The organism is Gluconacetobacter diazotrophicus PA1 5 (assembly GCF_000067045.1).
Lineage (GTDB): Bacteria > Pseudomonadota > Alphaproteobacteria > Acetobacterales > Acetobacteraceae > Gluconacetobacter > Gluconacetobacter diazotrophicus.
Genome location: NC_010125.1, coordinates 1,015,039 through 1,033,130, shown reverse-complemented (window position 1 = coordinate 1,033,130; position 18,092 = coordinate 1,015,039). Strand labels below are relative to the sequence as shown.

Below are 18,092 nucleotides of genomic sequence, written 5' to 3'. Positions count from 1 at the left end.
GGGCGCCATGCTGAACCTCGCCGAATACCGCCACCGCCGCGACCGGCTGGCCGATTTCCTGCCCTGGGCGGCGCTGGTCGCCAGAGGCGTGGTGCTGAACAAGGATGGTGCCTTTCAGCGCACCGCCCGCTTTCGCGGCCCGGACCTGGAGTCCTCGACCGCGTCCGAACTGGTCGCCATCACGTCCCGCCTGAACAACGCGCTGCGGCGGCTTGGCTCCGGCTGGGCCATTTTCGTGGAAGCGCAGCGTCATCCGGCGCGTGGCTATCCGTCTGGCCCATTCCCCGACCCTGCCTCCGAACTGGTCGACGCCGAACGTCGGGCACAGTTCGAGGAAGAGGGGGCGCATTATGAGAGCCATTATTTCCTCACCTTGGTCTGGCTGCCACCGGCGGACGATGCTGCCCGTGCGGAGGCCTGGCTCTATGAGAACCGCGCCCGTGGTGGTTCCGACTGGAAGGCCGTGGTCGCGGGCTTCATCGACCAGACTGACCGAGTGCTGGCCTTGCTCGACGGCTTTATGCCCGAGGCCGACTGGCTCGATGACGGCGAAACCCTGACCTATCTCCACTCCTGCATCTCCACGCGGATGCAGCGGGTCCGGGTGCCTGAAATCCCGATGCACCTCGACGCCATTCTGGTGGATGAGGAACTGACCGGCGGACTGGAGCCGCGCCTGGGTGACGCCCATCTGCGCACGCTCACCATCACCGGCTTTCCGACCCAGACCTGGCCGGGTCTGCTCGACGAGCTGAACCGGCTGGCCTTTCCCTATCGCTGGTCGACGCGGGCGATCTGCCTGGACCGCACCGATGCGACCAGGGTGCTGGGCCGGATCCGGCGGCAGTGGTTCGCCAAGCGCAAATCGATCATGGCCATCCTCAAGGAGGTCATGACCAATGAGGCGTCGGTGCTGCTGGATTCCGACGCCGCCAACAAGGCGGCCGACGCCGATGCGGCGTTGCAGGAACTCGGCACCGACCAGGTCGGACAGGCCTATGTCACCGCCACCGTCACGGTGTGGGACGAGGATCCTGTCATTGCCGCCGATCGACTGCGGCTGGTGGAGAAGACAATCCAGGGCCGCGATTTCACCTGCATGCGTGAGACGGTGAACGCCATTGAGGCCTGGTTCGGCAGCCTGCCGGGGCATGTCTACGCCAATGTGCGCCAGCCCTGCGTCTCGACCCTGAACCTGGCGCACATGATCCCGCTCTCCGCCGTCTGGGCCGGGCCGGAACGTGACGGACATTTCGCGGCGCCGCCTCTGTTCTATGCCCGCACCGAGGGTTCGACCCCGTTCCGCTTCGCTCTCCACGTCGGCGATGTCGGCCACACGCTGATCGTCGGGCCGACGGGCGCTGGCAAGTCCGTGCTGCTGGCCTTCATGGCGATGCAGTTCCGCCGCTACGCCGGTGCCCGGATATTCGCGTTCGATTTCGGCGGCTCGATCCGTGCGGCCACCCTGGCGATGGGTGGCGACTGGCACGATCTCGGCGGCGCGCTGGCGCAGGACGTGAACGATTCCGTCGCGTTGCAGCCGTTGGCGCGGATCGACGAGCCGGGCGAACGGGCCTGGGCGGCGGAATGGGTGGCGAGCCTGCTGGAGCGCGAGGGCGTCACCGTTGCGCCCGACCTCAAGGACCATCTATGGTCGGCGTTGACCTCGCTGGCCTCGGCCCCGGTCGCGGAACGCACCCTTACCGGCCTGTCGGCGCTGCTCCAGTCGCTGGCCTTGAAGCAGGCCCTTCAACCCTATTGTGTTGGCGGTCCGTGGGGACAATTGCTCGACGCCGAGCATGAGCGGCTGGGTGTCGCCGATATCCAGGCCTTCGAGATCGAGGGGCTGATCGGCTCGGGGGCGGCGTCAGCCGTGCTGTCCTATCTGTTCCACCGTATCGAGGACCGGTTTGACGGCAGCCCGACACTGCTGATCATCGACGAGGGCTGGCTGGCGCTGGATGACCGCGCCTTTGCCGGACAGTTGCGGGAATGGCTGAAGACGCTGCGCAAGAAGAACGCCTCCGTCATCTTCGCCACCCAGTCGCTGGCCGATATCGACGCCAGCCCCATCGCGCCGGCGCTGATCGAAAGCTGCCCGACACGGGTGTTCCTGCCCAACGACCGGGCGCTGGAGCCGCAGATCACCACGATCTATCGCCGTTTCGGGCTGAACGACCGCCAGATCGAGATCCTCAGCCGGGCGACGCCCAAGCGCGACTATTACTGCCAGTCCCGTCGTGGCAACAGGCTGTTCGACCTTGGCCTGTCCGAAGTGGCGCTGGCTTTCACCGCCGCATCTTCGCCCGACGATCAGGCCGCTATCGACCGGATTTTCGCCGGGCATGGGCGCGATGGGTTTGCGGCTGCCTGGCTGGCGCACAAGGGTGTCGAGTGGGCGGTGGAGATGCTCAAGCCGGGAGCGGTGCTGTGAAAAACATACTGACAGTAAAATCAGCTTTCGTATTCGGGGTCGGTCTCGTTCTGCCGGTCGTCGCGAGCGCACCGGCTCATGCGCAATGGGCAGTCTATGACGCGGCCAATCATGTGCAGAATGTTCTCACCGCCGCCAGGGAATTGCAGCAGGTCAACCAGCAGGCGCAGAGCCTGCTCAATGAGGCGACCATGCTGGAGAACCAGGCCCGCAATCTCGCCAATCTGCCGTTCTCCGTGTTGGCCCCGCTGGAACAGTCGATCGCCCAGACTCAACAGATCGTCGGTCAGGCCCAAGGGCTTTCCTACAACCTGTCCAGCATCGATCAGGCCTTCACCCAGACCTATCCCCAGGCGCTGGGTAGTCCGACCTCAGTGGCGCAGATGACCGCCGATGCGCAGACCCGATGGCTGAACGCGCGGGGCGGTTATCAGGACGGGCTGCGCGTGCAGGCCGGCGCGGTGCAGAATCTCGATGCCACGCGCAGCCAGATCGACAGTCTGGTCACGTCCAGCCAGTCCGCGACCGGCGCCCTGCAGGCCGCGCAATCGGGCAACCAACTCACCGCGCTGCAGACGCGCCAGCTTGCCGACCTTACGGCTGTCGTCACGGCGATGGGCCGCGCCCAGGCGCTGGACGGCGCGCGTCAGGTCGAGAGCGAGGAGCAGGGCAGGGCGCAACTGGCGAATTTTCTCAATTATGGTGCCGGCTATACCCCCGGAACCGCGCAGATGTTCCACTGATGCGCGCGCCGCGCCTCTCCCCGCCGCTCGTCTTCCGGCTCGTTGCCGTTGGGCTGGTCGTGCTGATCCTGGTTGCTGCTAGCCTGCATCTCCGGCACGTCTCCCATGACGTCGGTGTGCCCGATCTCGGGCCGCCGGGATCGCGTGACCGGTTGGCCGCCGGTCTCGCACGTTGCCAGGCGCTCGGCATGAAGGCCGACGGCGATCCGGCTTGTGCTGCGATCTGGGCCGAGAACCGCAAGCGCTTCTTCGCGCCTGACGCGGCACGGTGACGCCATGCAGCAGGGCACCGGCGTCATCGACAATTTCCTCGCCATTTTCACCCAGTATATCGATTCCGGATTCGGTCTGGTGCAGGGCGACGTGCACTGGCTCGCGGCGGCGTTGATCACGATCGACATCACCTTGGCCGGGCTGTTCTGGGCGCTGGCGCCCGACGAGGACGTGCTGGCGCGCCTGATCCGCAAGACCCTGTTCATCGGCATGTTTGCTTTCATCATCGGCAATTTCAACGGGCTGGCGCGGATCATCTATGAATCCTTCGCAGGCCTCGGCATCGAGGCGGGCGGCGGGCATCTCACCCAGGCGCAGCTTCTCCAGCCGGGGCGGCTGGCGCAGGTCGGCATCGACGCCGGCAAGCCGATCCTGACCTCGATCTCCTCGCTGGTTGGTTTCGTCGCCATCTTCAACAACGCGATCCAGATCGCCGTATTGCTGATCGCGTGGCTGATCGTGGTCATCAGCTTCTTCGTCATGGCGATCCAGCTCTTCGTGGCGCTGATCGAGTTCAAGCTGACCACGCTGGCGGGGTTCGTGCTGGTGCCCTTCGGTCTGTTCGGCCGCACCGCCTTCCTTGCCGAGAAGGTGCTGGGCAATGTGGTGTCGTCCGGGATCAAGGTGCTGATGCTCGCCGTCATCGTTGGCATCGGCTCGACGGTGTTCGGCCAGTTCACCAGCGGCTTCAACAATCCGCCGACCATCAATGACGCGCTGACCCTGATTTTGGCTTCCCTGACGCTGCTCGGTCTGACCGTGTTCGGCCCGGCATTGGCCAACGGCCTGATCGCCGGTGGTCCGCAGTTGGGTGCGGGATCTGCGGTCGCTACGGCGGCCGGGGTCATCGGTGCTGGTGTGGCCGCCGCATCAGGGGCCGGACTGGCTGTGGGAGCGGCGGCGGCGGCCGTGCGTAGCGGCGCTTTTGTCGCGGGCGGGGCCACCGCCGCCTATCGGGCCGGCGGCGCGGCCGGTGTCGCCAAGACTGGATTGTCTGCCGCCGCCAGTCCGTTGCGCAGGGCGGCGGCCAGTGTCCGCACCAGCTATCAGGCCGGCGGGGCTGCCGCGACCGGCGGCGTTGGTGGTGCCACCGCTTCGGGCGGTGGCGGTGGAGCAGGGGCGCCCGGCAAGCCGCCAGCCTGGGCCAGCCGGATGCAGCGCAACAACCGGATCAGGGGCGGGGCTGACGCCGCCGCGCAGGCGATCAAGGGCGGCGACCGGCCCAGCGGCGGCCACGACGTCGATCTCTCGGAGGGAGAATAACCATGTTCCTTCGCCCCAGCATACGGTTCGGCAAAACACCAGAACCGGAAACGCCCTATCATAAGGCCGGACAGGTCTGGGACGACCGCATCGGTTTGGCCCGCGTCCAGGCGCGTGACTGGCGGCTGGCCTTCTTCGGCTGCCTGGCATTGAGCGGCGGTCTGGCGGCCGGGCTGGTCTGGCAGTCGGCGCGGGGCACCATCACGCCGTGGGTAGTGCAGATCGACCATCTTGGTCAGGCGCAGGCCGTGGGGCCGGCGACGGCCGCCTATCGGCCGACCGATCCGCAGATCGCCTGGTATCTGGCGCGCTTCATCTCCGAGGTGCGCGGCATCCCTGCCGATCCGGTGGTGCTGCGGCAGAACTGGCTCGACGCCTATAACTACGTCACCGATCGCGGCGCGCTGGCCCTGAATGATTATGCCCGCACCAACGATCCGTTCAGCCGGATCGGCAGGATGCAGGTTGCGGTCGAGATCGCCAGCGTGATCCGCGCCTCCGATGACAGTTTCCGGGTGGAGTGGGTCGAGCGCCGCTATATCGACGGCGCGCTGGCCACCACTGAGCGCTGGAGCGCGATCCTCACCATCGTCGTCGCCACGCCCACCGATGCCGAGCGGCTGCGCAAGAACCCGCTCGGCATCTACATCCACGCCCTCAACTGGTCCAGGGAACTCGGCTGATGCGCACCCTCAACACAATCGCGCCGTTCATGATCCTGTTGGTGCCGCTGGCGGCCTGCTCGTCGTGGAAGCCGCCTGTCATCAGATACGACGATACGCCCCGGCAGGCAGTTCTTACGCCTGACCCGCCCAAGCCTGTGCAGGTGGTGGCACTCCCCGAGCCCTTGCCGCTACCGGGGCAACTCAAGCCGCTCCCATACCGGCACGGGGCGCCGGAACCGACGGATCCCCATCAACGGGTCGAGCGCGCCAATAGTGCGGCGCGGATCCAGCCGACGCGGACCGGGTATCTCAATGCGATCCAGGTCTATCCGTTCTCCGAGGGTGCGCTCTATCAGCTCTACGCCGCCCCCGGCGAGATCACCGATATCGCGCTGCAACCCGGCGAGAAGCTGGTGGGTGCCGGCCCGGTCGCCGCGGGTGATACCGTACGCTGGATTATCGGCGACACCGAGAGCGGGGTAGGGGCGTCGAAACGGATTCATATCCTGCTCAAACCGACGCGGCCGGACCTGACCACCAACCTGGTCATCAATACCGACCGGCGCACCTACCATCTGGAGCTGCGCTCCGATGAGCGGACCTATATGGCCTCGGTGTCGTGGGACTATCCGCAGGACCACATCGTCGCCCTGCGTGGGCAGGATCGGGATTCTGATCTTGGCACTCCGGTTGCGACCGGCGTCGATCTCGATGCACTGAATTTCCGCTACCGGATCGAGGGCGACGAGGCGCCGTGGCGGCCGTTGCGGGCCTTCGATGATGGGCGGCAGGTGTTTATCGAGTTTCCGACCGGGATCGCCCAGGGCGAGATGCCGCCGCTCTGGGTGATCGGCCCGCAGGGCGACGGCCAGTTGGTGAATTATCGGGTGCGCGGCAACCGGATGATCGTCGATCGTCTGTTCGCCGCTGCCGAATTGCGGCTGGGGGCGAAGCACCAGCAGGTGGTGCGCATCGTCCGCACCGACGGGGCGCGGCGGTCGTGAGCGGGAGCACCGGAACGGGGGAGGCGGATAAACCAATGCCTCCCGTTAGGCCGCCGGGCGAGATGCGGTTGCGCGTGACGCGACCGCCGGTCACGCGCCTGTCGCGCAAGGTGATCCTCGGCCTGTCGGTCGTCGCCGTCGCCGGCATCGGCGGTGCGCTCTATCTGGCGTTGAAGCCGACGCCTCCGAAGAGCAATGCCGAACTCTATAATACTGGCAGCCGCACCACGCCGGACGGGCTGGCCAATCTGCCGGGGGACTATACCCATCCGCCGCGGCTCGGGGCGCCGCTCCCCGGTGATCTTGGTCGACCGCTCCTCAAAGCAGGTGTTAGCGCTCCCGGCATGGCGACACCGGCGGCGCCTGCCGATCCGGAGAAACAGCGTATCGCCCAGGAACAGGAAGCGGCGCGGGTCAGCCACCTGTTCACCCAGACGCAGATCGGTCGGGATATCGCAACGCCGACGACGGCGGGGGCGACGGCAACCCAACCCGTCAGCGTTGCTACTGACCGCAAGCAGGCGTTCATTGATGGCCCGGTCGACCAGCGCACCGTCAGCACCGCGCGTCTGACACCCGCTCCCAGCCCTTATGTGCTTCAGGCGGGATCGATCATTCCCGGTGCGCTGATTACCGGCATCCGCTCTGCCCTGCCGGGCGAAGTCACGGCCCAGGTGACGGAGAATGTTTATGATTCTCCGACCGGGCATATTCTGCTGATCCCGCAGGGGGCGACACTGATCGGTCGCTATGACTCCCAGATCGCTTATGGCCAGAAGCGGGTGCTGCTGGTCTGGACCCGGCTGATGCGCAGTGGCGGGGATTCGATCGTGCTGGAGAACGAACCTGCCGCCGATGCGGCGGGCTACGCCGGATTGCAGGACCAGACCGACAATCATTGGGGCGAGGTATTCAAGGCCGCTCTGGTTTCGACCATCCTCAGTGTGGGTTCCGAAGCGGATATCAGCGGCGGTAATGGCATTGCCCAAGCCCTGCGCACCGGTGGCTCGCAAGGTTTCAACCAGATCGGTGAGCAGATGGTCGGACGGTCGCTGAATATCCAGCCGACCAACACAATCCGGCGTGGCTTTCCAGTGCGGGTCATGGTGCATCGTGACCTGGTTCTCTCCCCTTACGGAAAGGAGGCGTCTCGATGACAAAACTCAGGCTGGGCCCTATTGAGAATGACAAACCGGTTCGGCTCACCGTGGAACTTCCCGCCGCCGTGCATCGCGATCTGATCGAATACGGGCGCCTGCTGGCGCGTGAAAGCGGTAAGGCCGAGATAATGCCAGCAAAGCTCATTGGGCCAATGCTCGCGCGCTTTATGGGCGGAGACAGAGAGTTTCGAAAGCAACGCATGAAGGGTCTGGCCAATCCCGCATCCGATCTCGTATGAACGCGACGAATTTATCTACCACCCACCGGATATTCGATTTTGTACCAAGCATGATGGGGCTGAATTTGCGCCTCAATATCTTCGAGAGGTTTCCGGTTATTTAGGCGTCGACGAATATGGAAAGTGACTTTCGATCGTTCCATTGCCGGATATTGCGAGAATCCGATCAGATACTCTGCTCGGCCACCGAAGATACGCGCAGCCTTCTCTGCTCGTAGACAGTGAGATTGAGATTGATCAGATCAAGAGTCGGCGTGGCAATCTGATGCGCGCGGGCCCGCTTCACGAGGTCGCCAATGATCTGTGTCGCCTCAATGGGAGCGCCCTGTGACAGATCACGGAACATGGACGATGTCAGGGACGATTCCTTTGCGATTAACAGCCGGACGATACCGCCCAGGGTCTCCTCGGTGAGCGGATACCCGGCCGCCGCCGCGATCGAAGCGCATTCGCCGATCGTCGCCCGCGCGAAAGCCTCTCCTGCGGGCGCGCTGGCCACTTCCCCCACGGTGGCCCGCATCAGGCAACATACGGTGCCCAGCGATGCCAGCAGAGCCCATTTGTTCCACATCTCCTGAATGATGTGGTCCGACAATATAGTCTCGAAGCCAGGACCGGAGAGAGCATCCTTGAGGCTCCGGATCGGGGCGTTGTCGCCAGAGGATCGCGGGCCAAAGGTCAGTTTGGGGAGTGATCCCACTTGAACGACATGTCCTTCAGAATCCAGCTTGCTGACGATGAAGCACGTCCCGCCCAGGACCTTCGGATCTCCGAAACGCTCTGCCAGTACATCGAGATGCCGCATGCCATTTAGAAGAGGTATGATGCGCGTATCCGGGCCGACGGCGGCAGCGAAATCGTCCATCGCGGACGCGAGGGAGTAAGCCTTTACGCTGAGAAGAATGATGTCATAAGGGCCATCGATATCGTCGGATGTCACCATTTTCGGCGCGAGGCTGGCGTCCCCCAGCGGACTGACCAGCCGTAGCCCGTCCGTACGCAGCTGCTGCAGCCGGTTGGGACGCACCAGGAACGTGACATCATGTCCCGCCGTTGCCATCCGGGCCCCAAAATATCCCCCAACTGCACCTGCGCCGACGATCAGAACTTTTGGATTCATGGTGTCGTTCCTTGTTCCGGGACTGCCGCGCCGCGAGGCCGGCGACGCAAGTCTCGCCGTTGATACCATCAATGCGCTCTGGTCATGAACAGGGACATTGGAATGAGGAAGTCGCGGCGAGAGGGGGCGTGTGGAAATGGGGGGCCGCGCGCCCCCGGACGAACGCGACGAACTTGCCGATCACCGGATCTTCGCTTTCCGGGCGCCATGCCAGACTGACCGGCAGACAGGCCGTGTCTTCATCGATGGGGACGAATGTCAGACCGGGGAACTTCAAGTGTAGAAGTCTCGACTAAATCTGACGGATGGTGTCTGCTGAAGCTCAACCAGGGCTGCGGCGGGGGCGGAGTGGCCGGGCGACGCAGCCCCCGCCGCAGCCATCGGAGGATATCCTCATGACCCGTGACCAGAAGATCATCCGCGCCAAAGTTGGCCTGCTGGAACTATCGAAGCAACTGGGCAACGTCTCCCAGGCCTGCAAGATGATGGGGTATTCGCGCGACAGCTTCTACCGCTTCAAGGAGCTCTACGACAAAGGCGGCGAAATCGCTGCTCCAGGAACTCTCCCGCCGCAAACCCTTGCTTCGAAAACCGCGTCGAGCCGGCGGTTGATGAAGCTGTGGTCGCGATCGCCATCGAACAACCGGCCTGGTGTGCCAGGCCCCCGTGGCCAACGGAATCTGCTCAAGCGCGGCGTCAACAGCCCTCACACACGGGTGCGCAGCATCTGGCTGCGCCACGACCTCGCTACCATGAAGCTCCGCCTCAAGGCGCTCGAAGCCAAGATGGCCCAGGAACGGCTGATCCTCACCGAAAGCCAGCTTGCGGCCCTGGAGAAGGCCAAGGCCGACAAGGAGGCCTGGGGCGAGTTCGAGACCGAATGTCCCGGCTATTGCGGCGCTCAGGATACCTTCTATGTCGGCACCCTGAAGGGCGTCGGTCGCGTCTACCAGCAGACCTTCGTCGATACCTACAGCAAGGTCGGCTTCGCCAAGCTCTATGACCGCAAGACCCCGGTTACCGCTGCCGACCTGCTCAACGACCGCGTCATCCCCTTCTTCGAGCTGCACGATCTCCCGCTCCAGCGCGTGCTGACCGACCGGGGCACCGAATTCTGCGGCTCTCATGACCGCCATGAATACGAACTCTATCTGGCGGTGGAGAACATCGACCATACCCGCACCAAGGCGCGCAGCCCGCAGACCAACGGCATCGTCGAGCGCTTCCACAAGACCATGCTCGACGAGTTCTATCGTGTCACTTTTCGCCGCAAGATCTACGACAGCATCCACGAACTCCAGGCAGACCTCGACGAATGGATGGATGACTTCAACCGCAATCGCACCCACCAGGGACGATACTGCTTCGGCAAAACCCCGATGCAAACCTTCCTTGACGCAGCCCACCACGCCCGCGAAAAAGATATCGGGCGCCACGTCGAACACCACATGAACGCGTAGCATCCACGCCGGCCACTTCAAGCCGTCCGTCAGATTAAGTGCAAACTTCTACACTTCAAGGTGGAATAGGCTTGGGCGGCGATTGTGATACCAAATCCCGCGCGCACGAAGGCGAGCACGCTCAGGATGCTGGCTTCAAGGATGTGTAATCGGGCACCAGGCAGCCGAGCCATATAGAAATCGCGGCAGATGGCCCCCTTGCCCGAGGCCCCGAGCAGAAGGATCTCGTTCTCCAGACTCGCCCAGTGCAGCATATTTTGCCCAATCAGGTGATGACCAGCCGGTAGCACGGCCACGAGAGGTTCGGCATAGACTCGCACGGCCGCTTCGTGGTTCTGCAGCAGGCAATCCGGAATCAGGGCGACGTCGACCCGGCAGCCCGTCAGGGCCGCGTGCAGGCTTTCTTCGCCAAACTCACAGGGTGCAACGATGACGCCCGGATAGGACATGCGCCATTCCCGTAGCAGGGCCATCAGAACAGGACTGATCGGCGGAAGATGCAGGCCCAGGCGGATCTCGCCCTTCTCTCCGGCACTGCCGCGAGCCAGTGTGTCCTCCATTGCATGCGTTTCATGAAGCACACGGCGGATATAGCGTGTCGCCAGTCGTCCCGACGCGGTGGCTCGGATCCCGGCCGGCGTCCGCTCCAGGAGCGTCACGCCCAGCCTGTCTTCCAGCCGGCTGATGGCACGGCTGAGTGTCGATACCTGGAGGTGCAAGGACTGGGCGGCCCGACCGAAACTTCCGGCTTCGATAACCGTCAGCAGATAACGAAGTTCGGTGAGATGCATGAGTCCGGTCACCGTTGGCTATGAGTAATGCCGATCCTCAATCGGCGTCCAGCTTATGACCGCTTCCAGAGCACATTTGCGGACGCTGACGCTCCTCCCTCATTGCGGCGCGGCGGTCAGTCGCGCTCGGGGGCAAGATGCACCGCGAAGCCGTGCGCTCCGGGGGGCGCCAGTCCGGGCAGCAGTTCCATGGTCGGGATCTGGTAGTCGCCGTAATTCTGCTTGCGATAAGGAATCGGCGCGATCGTTTCCAAGGTCGTCATCCGCTCGCGCAATTGTTCCGCGAGAAGCGTGAATTTAGGCTCGTCCATCCGATCGACACGATAGGCCACGAAGGGCGGCAGAACGGTGAAGCCGGGATAGAAAAGGATCCCATGATTGATCGGGAACAGCAGATCGTCGATCGGGCCGTTGATCCCGCGGTCCGAATAATGTTCGGGCCACCCGCCTGCGGTGACCATCAGCATTGCGCGCTTGCCGGCCATGACCCCTTCGCCATACCGGTCGCCCCAGCGCTGCTCGCTGTGTTCGCCCACCCCATAGGCGAAGCCGGAGGCATAGACCCGGTCCACCCAGCCTTTGAGAATGGCCGGCATGGCGAACCACCATAACGGGAACTGCAGAATGACCGTATCGGCCCACAGCAATTTCTCTTGTTCCGCCTTCACGTCCGGCGTCAGCGCATCTGCCGCGAACCCGTCATTGGACGCTTTCCAGACTTTCAGCGGTCCGTCGGACGACAGGCCGGGAAAATCGTCCCTGTCAACTGCAGCCTTCCAGTGCATGGCATAGAGATCCGACACCTGAACGTCATGTCCCTGGGCCGTCAGTTCAGAGACGGCGACGTCAAGCAGGGCGCCGTTGAGCGAGTGTCTTTCCGGATGAGCGAAGACGATCAGAACATTCATGAGCGGACTCTCATTGCGTGGAAAATTTCGTTTCCCAACGAGATTACGCGATAGGCTATTCTTATCCCATATGGCGATGGCGGAAGGGAGAATGCTGAAATATGGAACAATCGCCAGTCTCACTGGAGCGGATGCGGACCTTCGTGCGGGTCGCCGAACGTGGCAATCTGGCGGCCGTTGCCCGTGAAACCGGTGCCGGGCAGTCGACGATCACGCGGCACCTGCGCGAGCTTGAGGACGCTCTGGGCGTCTCACTGCTGACGCGGACGACGCGTCGTACGGCGCTGACGGATGAAGGAACGCGCTATTACGCGCATTGTGTGCAGATACTCTCTCTCGTCGAGCAGGCGAGCCAGGAGATGCGCGAGACGCGGCAGGCAACGGCCGGAACGGTACGCATCTCCTGCACCGGCGCGCTGGGTGTCCTGCATGTCAGCCAGCTCATTTATGCCTTTCAAGACCAGAATCCGGGAATACGGGTGGAATTCGGCCTGACGGATGAGCGGATCGATCTGGTGCGGGATGGGGTCGATATTGCCATCCGTCTCGGTCCCCTGAGCGATTGCGCGATGAAACTGCGTTCCCTGGGGGAGAGCGAGCGCCTGTTGGTCGCATCGCCCGAATGGCTACACCGTACTGGGCCGGTGCGGCGACCGGTGGATCTGCGTGATCGCGAAGGGGTGCGAATGTCGCGCGTGCATGGATCGGACCGACTGGTCCTGCGGAGCGCCAGGGGTAGAAACCATGTCGTGCCGTTTCATGGCCGTTTGATCGTCGATCATGGTTTGGCGGCGCGGGAGGCGTTTCTGGCGGGCAGGGGTTTCGGCCCGGCCCATCGTTGGCTGGTGGAAGACTGCTTGCAGGACGGTCGACTGGTGCCGCTTCTTCCAGACTACACGTTGCCGTCGGTGCCGCTGAGCATGCTTATCGCGCCTGAACGGACGAATCTGGCCAGGATCCGTCTCTGCGTGGAGTTCCTGGCCGAACGGGTCGGCGGAATACCAGGCATCAGCCGGTGATCGTCGGGGAATTGGCGCGATTTTCCGCCTGCTTGCGCACGGCGGCCAACATGCGTCTGCGGATCAGTCCACTGACCGGACGGATGAGATACCAGTAGGGTGCGAAATGCCGCCGCGCCGTGGGCGTCGGACAGAAGACGCTTGTCTCGGTTGTCAGACGATTTGTCCCGCGCGTGAGTGGGCGGAGCGTATAGGACAGCACAAGCTTGCAGGCGTCCTGATATGCGCTGGTCCGGAAATCCTCCGCCGAGTGGCACGGTATCAACCCATAATCGGCATTCCAGAATTCGCCGATAAGTCCGAAGGCGAGGGCGGTGTCCCCCTTGCGTCCTAGAAAGGTGAAATCGTCCCGGTCGAAGGGCGGCCGACGGCTTCGCCCTGATAGCCGTGAGGGCAACTCCCGTACTCCTATGGCGAGACGGACGAGCGGGTCGTCTTTCAGCCGGTAGTTCATAGCGCAATCAAGAATAAGTCCGGCGGACGCTGCGATATCGATGTTGTGTCGTTCGCGAAAGTCCGCCCGAGGCAGAAATGTGTCAATCCAATTCGCGGCTGACACCGGGGAGGAGTCGCGTGTCATCCGCGAATACCTGGTATCGGCGTGAACTTCGGCAAAGCGCGAACGCGGTCGAGCCATCCTGCGAGCGCGGGAAAGGGGGTAACGTCGATGCCGCCTTCATGCGCCAGCGCAAGATAGGGAAACAGCGCGCAGTCGGCGATGGTCGGATGGCCGAGCGCGAACCAGGCATGCGTGCTCAGGTGCTGGTCCAGCAGCGGCAGGAGCCGTTGTGTGACGAGAAGCGCGCTCTCCATTGCGAGATCGTAGCCGAATTTCCGGATCAGGCGGGCGGCATTGGGCCCGTCACGAACCTCGCTCGAGGCGATGCACAGCCATTGCACGATCTCTGCCTGGGATGTCGGGTCTTCGGGCCACCATGTCCTATCCCGGAGCTGGCCCGCCAGATACACGAGGATTGCCTGGGAATCCCGCAGCGCGGTCTTTCCATCTACCAGAACAGGCACTTCCTGAAACGGATTCAGGGCCGTGAACCTAGGAGTGTAGTGCTCGTCAGCCGCGAGGTCGACCGGAATGAGTTCAAGCTCAGTGCCCGTCAGAGCCGCGAAAAGCCGGACCTTGTAGCAATTACCGGAGAGGGCAAGATCGTAGAGTTTCACGGGGACCTCTCGGGATCGTAGGAGGGAGACACGGCGGTTTTTGTGGGGAATCAGCATTTCCTGACTCTTCATCCTATCGTCGGCTGGAGTCTCCGCAATGGTTATCAGTATGCCGCCGATCCTATCGTGCAAAGGTCGTATGCCGGCCTGCCATAATGACATTCAGACATGGGATGATCCGCTCAAACAGGCTATGCTGCGCACATGACTGCTCCGATCTCCCTGTCACGCCTGCCGCGTCCCTCCCTGGTCGATGCGGCGCTTGCCGCCATGCGTGAGCGGATCACATCCGGTGACTGGCCCGTTGGCCAGCGCATTCCCAAGGAGACAGAACTGGCCGAAATGCTCCAGATCGGCCGCAACACCGTGCGCGAGGCCCTGCGCGTGTTGTCTCATGCCGGCATGATCGAGGTGCGTCAGGGCGACGGGACCTACGTGCGTGCCTTGCATGAACCCGCAACGATTATGGCGCAGGTCAGTCATACCAGCCTGCGCGATCATTTCGAGTTGCGTGTGATGCTGGAGACGGAATCCGCGCGTCTGGCAGCGCTCCGCCGGACAACGCGGGACATCCGCAGAATGGGGGCAGCCCTGAAGGCGCGTGGCGAACGGAGTTCCTACAGCGACCTTGCCCGCTTTCTGGACCTGGATGCTTCCTTCCATCTGGCCGTCGCGGAGGCCAGTCACAACGATGCGCTGATCCCTCTTTATCGCTATTTTCTGGATGCGGCGCGCGAAGCCGCTCTTTCTGCCCTCGTTGAGCATGGAGTCACCGAGCCGAAGCTGGAGCTTCACGAACGGCTGTTCCAGGCGATCGAAGCGGGGGATGCACTGCGGGCAGTGAGGGCGGCGCGGGCTATCCTTCAGCCATTGATCGCGGCCTTTACCGACGGCAAGTCTCCGGGCACGGCCGCGGCTCGCGGCGTTCGCAAGCGGGCGGCACAGGAGCGTCATAAAGCCTGAGCGGTCTCTGGCTTTATGATCGGGGCGCGAGGGCTCATGACACGTAGGACCGTGCGTCGCAGCCATTGATGGACCTGGTCAGTGTCGTGTCGGGGATGCCAGGCCTGGAAGATCGTCACCGGCTCCAGATCGAGCGGTAGCGGAAAGCCATAAAGACCCAGCCGGTCGAGCATTGCCGCGTCAGTCAGGATATCCGGTGCCGGGAGGATCAGATCGGTATGTGCGAGCCCTTGCAGCGCGGCATAGAAAGAGGTCAGCAGCAGCGCGACAGTGCGTTCGAGCCCATACTGATCGGCAAGGACCTCGTCGATCGGTCCCCGTCGCCTCCCTCGGCGCGAGACGGCGATGTGCTGGTACGCTACCAGCGCCTGCGGTGTGATCTTTCCCAGCAGGATCGGATGACCGGCCCGCACCACACCGCGAAAGCGGCTCTCGAACAGGGTCTGGCGCATGATTTCGGGCCGCAGGAGCGCGGTGGCGCCGATATAGAGATCGATCCCGCCCTGTCGCAGGAAATCGCTGTCGTCACCGTTCGATTCTGCGGTGAAGATCAGCGTGGTGTCCGGACAGTCGGCGCGCAGGGCGCTCAGCAGCGCCTCCGCGTATGGGCCAATCACCACGTCGGCTGCCCGGATACGGAAGGTCGGCGTCAGGCCGGTGAAATCCAGGGCATGCCGTGGACGATACAGATCGCTGATCGCAGAGAGGATCTGGCTGACACGCGGCTGCATCTGCAGGGCACGCGGTGTTGGCACCATATGCCGACCCGATTGCACCAGAATGGCATCGTGGAACGTCTCGCGCAGGCGGGACAGGGTGCGGCTCATGGTCGCGGCACTGACGTGCAGCCTCTCGGCCGCGCCGGTAACGCTCGATTCCTCGACCAGCACGTTCATCGCCTGAAGAAGATTGAGGTCGTAGCCGCGCGCCACATGTGCCATCGGGTCTTCCTTATGTCATGCGACTCAGGCTCTGAATTGGCTAATAAACACCCAATCATAGGATGAATATGCCGCGAGCAGTCTTCGCCTCAGCCAACGCTGGCAGAGACATCGCCGCGTCGCAACGGGAATCTGACATCCGACCGTTCCATATCTGCTTCCCGACGATTTCATAATTGAGCGTTCCCAAACATGGGATGTTTCTTCAAGACTGCCGACACGAGATCAAACGATGCTGTTGCGAGGTATCCTGTGGACCACGCTGATACGCTGGCGCTGTCGCGTCCCGACGGGCTGCCCGTGCCCGTGCTGCTGCAACCGGAACCACCTCCGGCGCCGCCGAAGGCTGCGGTGTTCGGTCCGCGCCTGGCCACGGGGCTGGCGGGCGTGCTGCTGGCAGTTCTGCTGGCGGGGTTCAACGAGCACACGACCGAGGCTGGGCTCGCCGATATCCGGGGCGCATTCCATCTCGGGCATGACGAGGGGACCTGGATCACCGCCGTGTTCGAGGCGTTCAACATCGCTGCGATGGCGTTCGCGCCCTGGTGTTCGGTGACGTTCTCCATCCGACGCCTGACGATCGCGATGACGGGGCTAGTGGGCGTGCTGGGTACGGCGGCACCCTTCATGCCGAACCTGTCGTCTCTTCTTCTGCTGCGCTGCGTGCAGGGATTGGCTTGCGGTAGCCTGCCGCCAATGCTGATGACGGTGGCGCTGCGCTTCCTGCCGCCCAATATCAAGATCTACGGTCTGGGCGCCTATGCCCTGACCGCGACTTTCGGGCCGAATATTGGCGGCGCGCCGCTGGCGGGATTCTGGTTCGAGTATGTCGGCTGGCCGTTCCTGTTCTGGCAGATCGTGCCGCTGTGCCTGATCTCGATGGTGTGCGTGGCGTGGGGCCTGCCGCAGGACCCGATCCGGCTGGAGCGTTTTCGCCAGTTCGATTGGCGTGGCCTGCTGACCGGCTTGCCTGCGATCTGCATGCTGGTGATCGCGCTGGAGCAGGGGGACCGGCTGGACTGGTTTCGCTCGCCGTTGATCACCCACCTCTTCTTCGGCGGCGGGTTCCTGTTCGTGCTCTTCATCGTCAATGAATGGTTCCATCCGGTGCCGTTTTTCCGCATCCAGTTGCTCAAGCAGCGCAACGTGACGGATGCGCTGCTGACGCTGGCGGCGGTTCTGGTATTGGGGGCGGTCACGGCGGAAATCCCTGCGGTCTATCTGGAGGAGGTGCGCGGCTATCGCCCGATCCAGATCGCGCCGGTCATGCTGATCCTCGCGCTGCCACAAGTGCTAGCGCTGCCGCTGGTCTCGGCCCTGTGCAACATCCGCCGGGTGGATTGCCGTCATGTGCTGATGGCAGGCCTTGCGATCCAGGGGCTGTCCTATTTCCTTGGCACCTGGATCGATGCTGACTGGGTGCGCGAGAACTTCTATGCCATGCAGCTCCTGCAGGTGGCCAGCGAACCGATGATGGTCATTGCAATCCTGATGCTGGCGACGATGGGCCTGGGTCCGGCCGATGGACCGTTCATCTCGGGCATGTTCAACATGACCAAGGGAGTGGCCAACGCCATTGCTGCGGGCGTTATTTCCGCCCTGCTGCGCCGGCGCGAGCAATTCCATTCCACCATGCTGCTCGACACCTATGGCACCAACCATACCGCGTTGCAGTCCTGGGGCGACCCGGCGCAGGCGCTGCTGGCGCCGCACATCGTTGATCCGGCCCGGCTGGACTGGAACATGACCGTCTTGCTGCACGGCGAGGCGTCGGAGCAGGCGCTCATTCTGGCCTGTGCAGATATCTACACGATCATGATCGGCGTCTGCGCCGCCCTGTTCATGCTCAATCTGGTTCTGCCGCAACGGGTTTATCCGCCCCGCGCGCCGTCCACCTCCGCTCCTGCACGCTGACGGAGACGGACAGTATGTC

At 63.5% G+C, this 18,092-nt stretch carries 18 protein-coding genes; 12 read left to right on the top strand and 6 right to left on the bottom strand.

Going from position 1 to position 18,092, the window contains the following annotated elements:
* The first annotated feature begins 7 nt into the window (after window positions 1-7).
* Genes trbE through GDI_RS04810 form a run of 8 tightly spaced genes read left to right on the top strand, consistent with a single transcriptional unit; the run spans window position 8 to window position 7,781 of the window.
* A complete protein-coding gene (gene trbE, locus GDI_RS04845) occupies window positions 8-2,434 on the top strand; it encodes a conjugal transfer protein TrbE (RefSeq protein ID WP_012223889.1) in 2,427 nt (808 codons plus the stop codon).
* Window positions 2,431-3,177 (top strand): P-type conjugative transfer protein TrbJ, encoded by a 747-nt coding sequence (gene trbJ / locus GDI_RS04840; RefSeq protein WP_012223888.1) that lies wholly within the window; start codon window positions 2,431-2,433, stop codon window positions 3,175-3,177. Before trbE ends, trbJ begins: the two co-directional genes overlap by 4 nt.
* Window positions 3,177-3,449, top strand: a complete 273-nt coding sequence (trbK-alt, locus tag GDI_RS04835) for a putative entry exclusion protein TrbK-alt (protein ID WP_041249295.1) — start codon at window positions 3,177-3,179, stop codon at window positions 3,447-3,449. Before trbJ ends, trbK-alt begins: the two co-directional genes overlap by 1 nt.
* Before the next feature lie 4 nt (window positions 3,450-3,453).
* Window positions 3,454-4,713, top strand: a complete 1,260-nt coding sequence (gene trbL / locus GDI_RS04830) for a P-type conjugative transfer protein TrbL (protein WP_012223887.1) — start codon at window positions 3,454-3,456, stop codon at window positions 4,711-4,713.
* Window positions 4,714-4,715: 2 nt separating this feature from the next.
* A complete protein-coding gene (gene trbF / locus GDI_RS04825; RefSeq protein WP_012223886.1) occupies window positions 4,716-5,396 on the top strand; it encodes a conjugal transfer protein TrbF in 681 nt (226 codons plus the stop codon).
* Window positions 5,396-6,382 carry a P-type conjugative transfer protein TrbG gene (gene trbG / locus GDI_RS04820; protein WP_012223885.1) on the top strand — a complete coding sequence of 329 codons (987 nt, stop codon included), beginning with the start codon at window positions 5,396-5,398 and terminating at the stop codon, window positions 6,380-6,382. Before trbF ends, trbG begins: the two co-directional genes overlap by 1 nt.
* Window positions 6,383-6,417: 35 nt before the next feature.
* The gene (locus GDI_RS04815; RefSeq protein ID WP_173363367.1) at window positions 6,418-7,539 is read left to right on the top strand and encodes a TrbI/VirB10 family protein; all 1,122 of its coding nucleotides are present in this window, start codon (window positions 6,418-6,420) and stop codon (window positions 7,537-7,539) included.
* Window positions 7,536-7,781, top strand: coding sequence for a DUF2274 domain-containing protein (locus GDI_RS04810; protein WP_012223883.1), 246 nt, complete (start codon window positions 7,536-7,538; stop codon window positions 7,779-7,781). The genes GDI_RS04815 and GDI_RS04810 overlap by 4 nt, the downstream gene beginning before the upstream one ends.
* A gap of 166 nt (window positions 7,782-7,947) precedes the next feature.
* On the opposite strand, the gene GDI_RS04805 is transcribed toward GDI_RS04810, so the two are convergent.
* Window positions 7,948-8,901, bottom strand: a complete 954-nt coding sequence (locus tag GDI_RS04805; RefSeq protein ID WP_041249294.1) for a ketopantoate reductase family protein — start codon at window positions 8,899-8,901, stop codon at window positions 7,948-7,950.
* 395 nt (window positions 8,902-9,296) lie between these two features.
* Here GDI_RS04805 and GDI_RS04800 point away from each other — a divergent pair, with 395 nt between their 5' ends.
* Window positions 9,297-10,361 carry an IS481 family transposase gene (locus GDI_RS04800; RefSeq protein WP_231854215.1) on the top strand — a complete coding sequence of 355 codons (1,065 nt, stop codon included), beginning with the start codon at window positions 9,297-9,299 and terminating at the stop codon, window positions 10,359-10,361.
* A gap of 29 nt (window positions 10,362-10,390) precedes the next feature.
* Here the strand turns inward: GDI_RS04800 and GDI_RS04795 are convergent, their stop codons facing one another.
* Together GDI_RS04795 and GDI_RS04790 are read right to left on the bottom strand one after the other, a co-directional pair.
* Entirely contained in the window at window positions 10,391-11,152 is a 762-nt protein-coding gene (locus GDI_RS04795; RefSeq protein ID WP_012223880.1) for a LysR family transcriptional regulator, read from the bottom strand.
* A 116-nt stretch (window positions 11,153-11,268) separates the two neighbouring features.
* Entirely contained in the window at window positions 11,269-12,060 is a 792-nt protein-coding gene (locus tag GDI_RS04790) for an NAD(P)H-dependent oxidoreductase (RefSeq protein ID WP_012223879.1), read from the bottom strand.
* 101 nt (window positions 12,061-12,161) lie between these two features.
* Here GDI_RS04790 and GDI_RS04785 point away from each other — a divergent pair, with 101 nt between their 5' ends.
* On the top strand, window positions 12,162-13,079 hold the full coding sequence (locus GDI_RS04785; protein ID WP_012223878.1) for a LysR family transcriptional regulator: 918 nt from the start codon (window positions 12,162-12,164) through the stop codon (window positions 13,077-13,079).
* On the opposite strand, the gene GDI_RS04780 is transcribed toward GDI_RS04785, so the two are convergent.
* Complete coding sequence (locus GDI_RS04780) at window positions 13,069-13,533, bottom strand: hypothetical protein (protein WP_231854214.1); 465 nt, start codon at window positions 13,531-13,533, stop codon at window positions 13,069-13,071. The genes GDI_RS04785 and GDI_RS04780 overlap by 11 nt on opposite strands.
* A 122-nt stretch (window positions 13,534-13,655) precedes the next feature.
* Entirely contained in the window at window positions 13,656-14,255 is a 600-nt protein-coding gene (locus GDI_RS04775; RefSeq protein ID WP_012223876.1) for a glutathione S-transferase family protein, read from the bottom strand.
* Window positions 14,256-14,459: 204 nt separating this feature from the next.
* On the opposite strand from GDI_RS04775, the gene GDI_RS04770 reads away from it, so the two are divergent.
* Window positions 14,460-15,218: a FadR/GntR family transcriptional regulator gene (locus tag GDI_RS04770; RefSeq protein ID WP_012223875.1), complete on the top strand. Its 759-nt coding sequence runs from the start codon at window positions 14,460-14,462 to the stop codon at window positions 15,216-15,218.
* On the opposite strand, the gene GDI_RS04765 is transcribed toward GDI_RS04770, so the two are convergent.
* The gene (locus GDI_RS04765; RefSeq protein WP_012223874.1) at window positions 15,206-16,159 is read right to left on the bottom strand and encodes a LysR family transcriptional regulator; all 954 of its coding nucleotides are present in this window, start codon (window positions 16,157-16,159) and stop codon (window positions 15,206-15,208) included. The genes GDI_RS04770 and GDI_RS04765 overlap by 13 nt on opposite strands.
* Window positions 16,160-16,411: 252 nt before the next feature.
* Between GDI_RS04765 and GDI_RS04760 the strand changes: the two genes are divergently transcribed.
* On the top strand, window positions 16,412-18,073 hold the full coding sequence (locus GDI_RS04760; RefSeq protein ID WP_041249292.1) for an MFS transporter: 1,662 nt from the start codon (window positions 16,412-16,414) through the stop codon (window positions 18,071-18,073).
* Window positions 18,074-18,092: the final 19 nt, after the last annotated feature.

Excerpts from the sequence above, each read along its gene's own strand:
- GDI_RS04800 (WP_231854215.1), top strand. The coding sequence starts at position 9,297 with ATGACCCGTGACCAGAAGATCATCCGCGCCAAAGTTGGCCTGCTGGAA.
- GDI_RS04770 (WP_012223875.1), top strand. The coding sequence starts at position 14,460 with ATGACTGCTCCGATCTCCCTGTCACGCCTGCCGCGTCCCTCCCTGGTC.
- trbF (WP_012223886.1), top strand. The coding sequence starts at position 4,716 with ATGTTCCTTCGCCCCAGCATACGGTTCGGCAAAACACCAGAACCGGAA.
- trbE (WP_012223889.1), top strand. The coding sequence starts at position 8 with ATGCTGAACCTCGCCGAATACCGCCACCGCCGCGACCGGCTGGCCGAT.
- GDI_RS04765 (WP_012223874.1), bottom strand. The coding sequence starts at position 16,159 with ATGGCACATGTGGCGCGCGGCTACGACCTCAATCTTCTTCAGGCGATG.
- GDI_RS04785 (WP_012223878.1), top strand. The coding sequence starts at position 12,162 with ATGGAACAATCGCCAGTCTCACTGGAGCGGATGCGGACCTTCGTGCGG.
- GDI_RS04780 (WP_231854214.1), bottom strand. The coding sequence starts at position 13,533 with ATGAACTACCGGCTGAAAGACGACCCGCTCGTCCGTCTCGCCATAGGA.
- GDI_RS04805 (WP_041249294.1), bottom strand. The coding sequence starts at position 8,901 with ATGAATCCAAAAGTTCTGATCGTCGGCGCAGGTGCAGTTGGGGGATAT.
- trbK-alt (WP_041249295.1), top strand. The coding sequence starts at position 3,177 with ATGCGCGCGCCGCGCCTCTCCCCGCCGCTCGTCTTCCGGCTCGTTGCC.
- GDI_RS04795 (WP_012223880.1), bottom strand. The coding sequence starts at position 11,152 with ATGCATCTCACCGAACTTCGTTATCTGCTGACGGTTATCGAAGCCGGA.
- trbG (WP_012223885.1), top strand. The coding sequence starts at position 5,396 with ATGCGCACCCTCAACACAATCGCGCCGTTCATGATCCTGTTGGTGCCG.
- GDI_RS04810 (WP_012223883.1), top strand. The coding sequence starts at position 7,536 with ATGACAAAACTCAGGCTGGGCCCTATTGAGAATGACAAACCGGTTCGG.
- GDI_RS04790 (WP_012223879.1), bottom strand. The coding sequence starts at position 12,060 with ATGAATGTTCTGATCGTCTTCGCTCATCCGGAAAGACACTCGCTCAAC.
- GDI_RS04815 (WP_173363367.1), top strand. The coding sequence starts at position 6,418 with ATGCCTCCCGTTAGGCCGCCGGGCGAGATGCGGTTGCGCGTGACGCGA.
- trbL (WP_012223887.1), top strand. The coding sequence starts at position 3,454 with ATGCAGCAGGGCACCGGCGTCATCGACAATTTCCTCGCCATTTTCACC.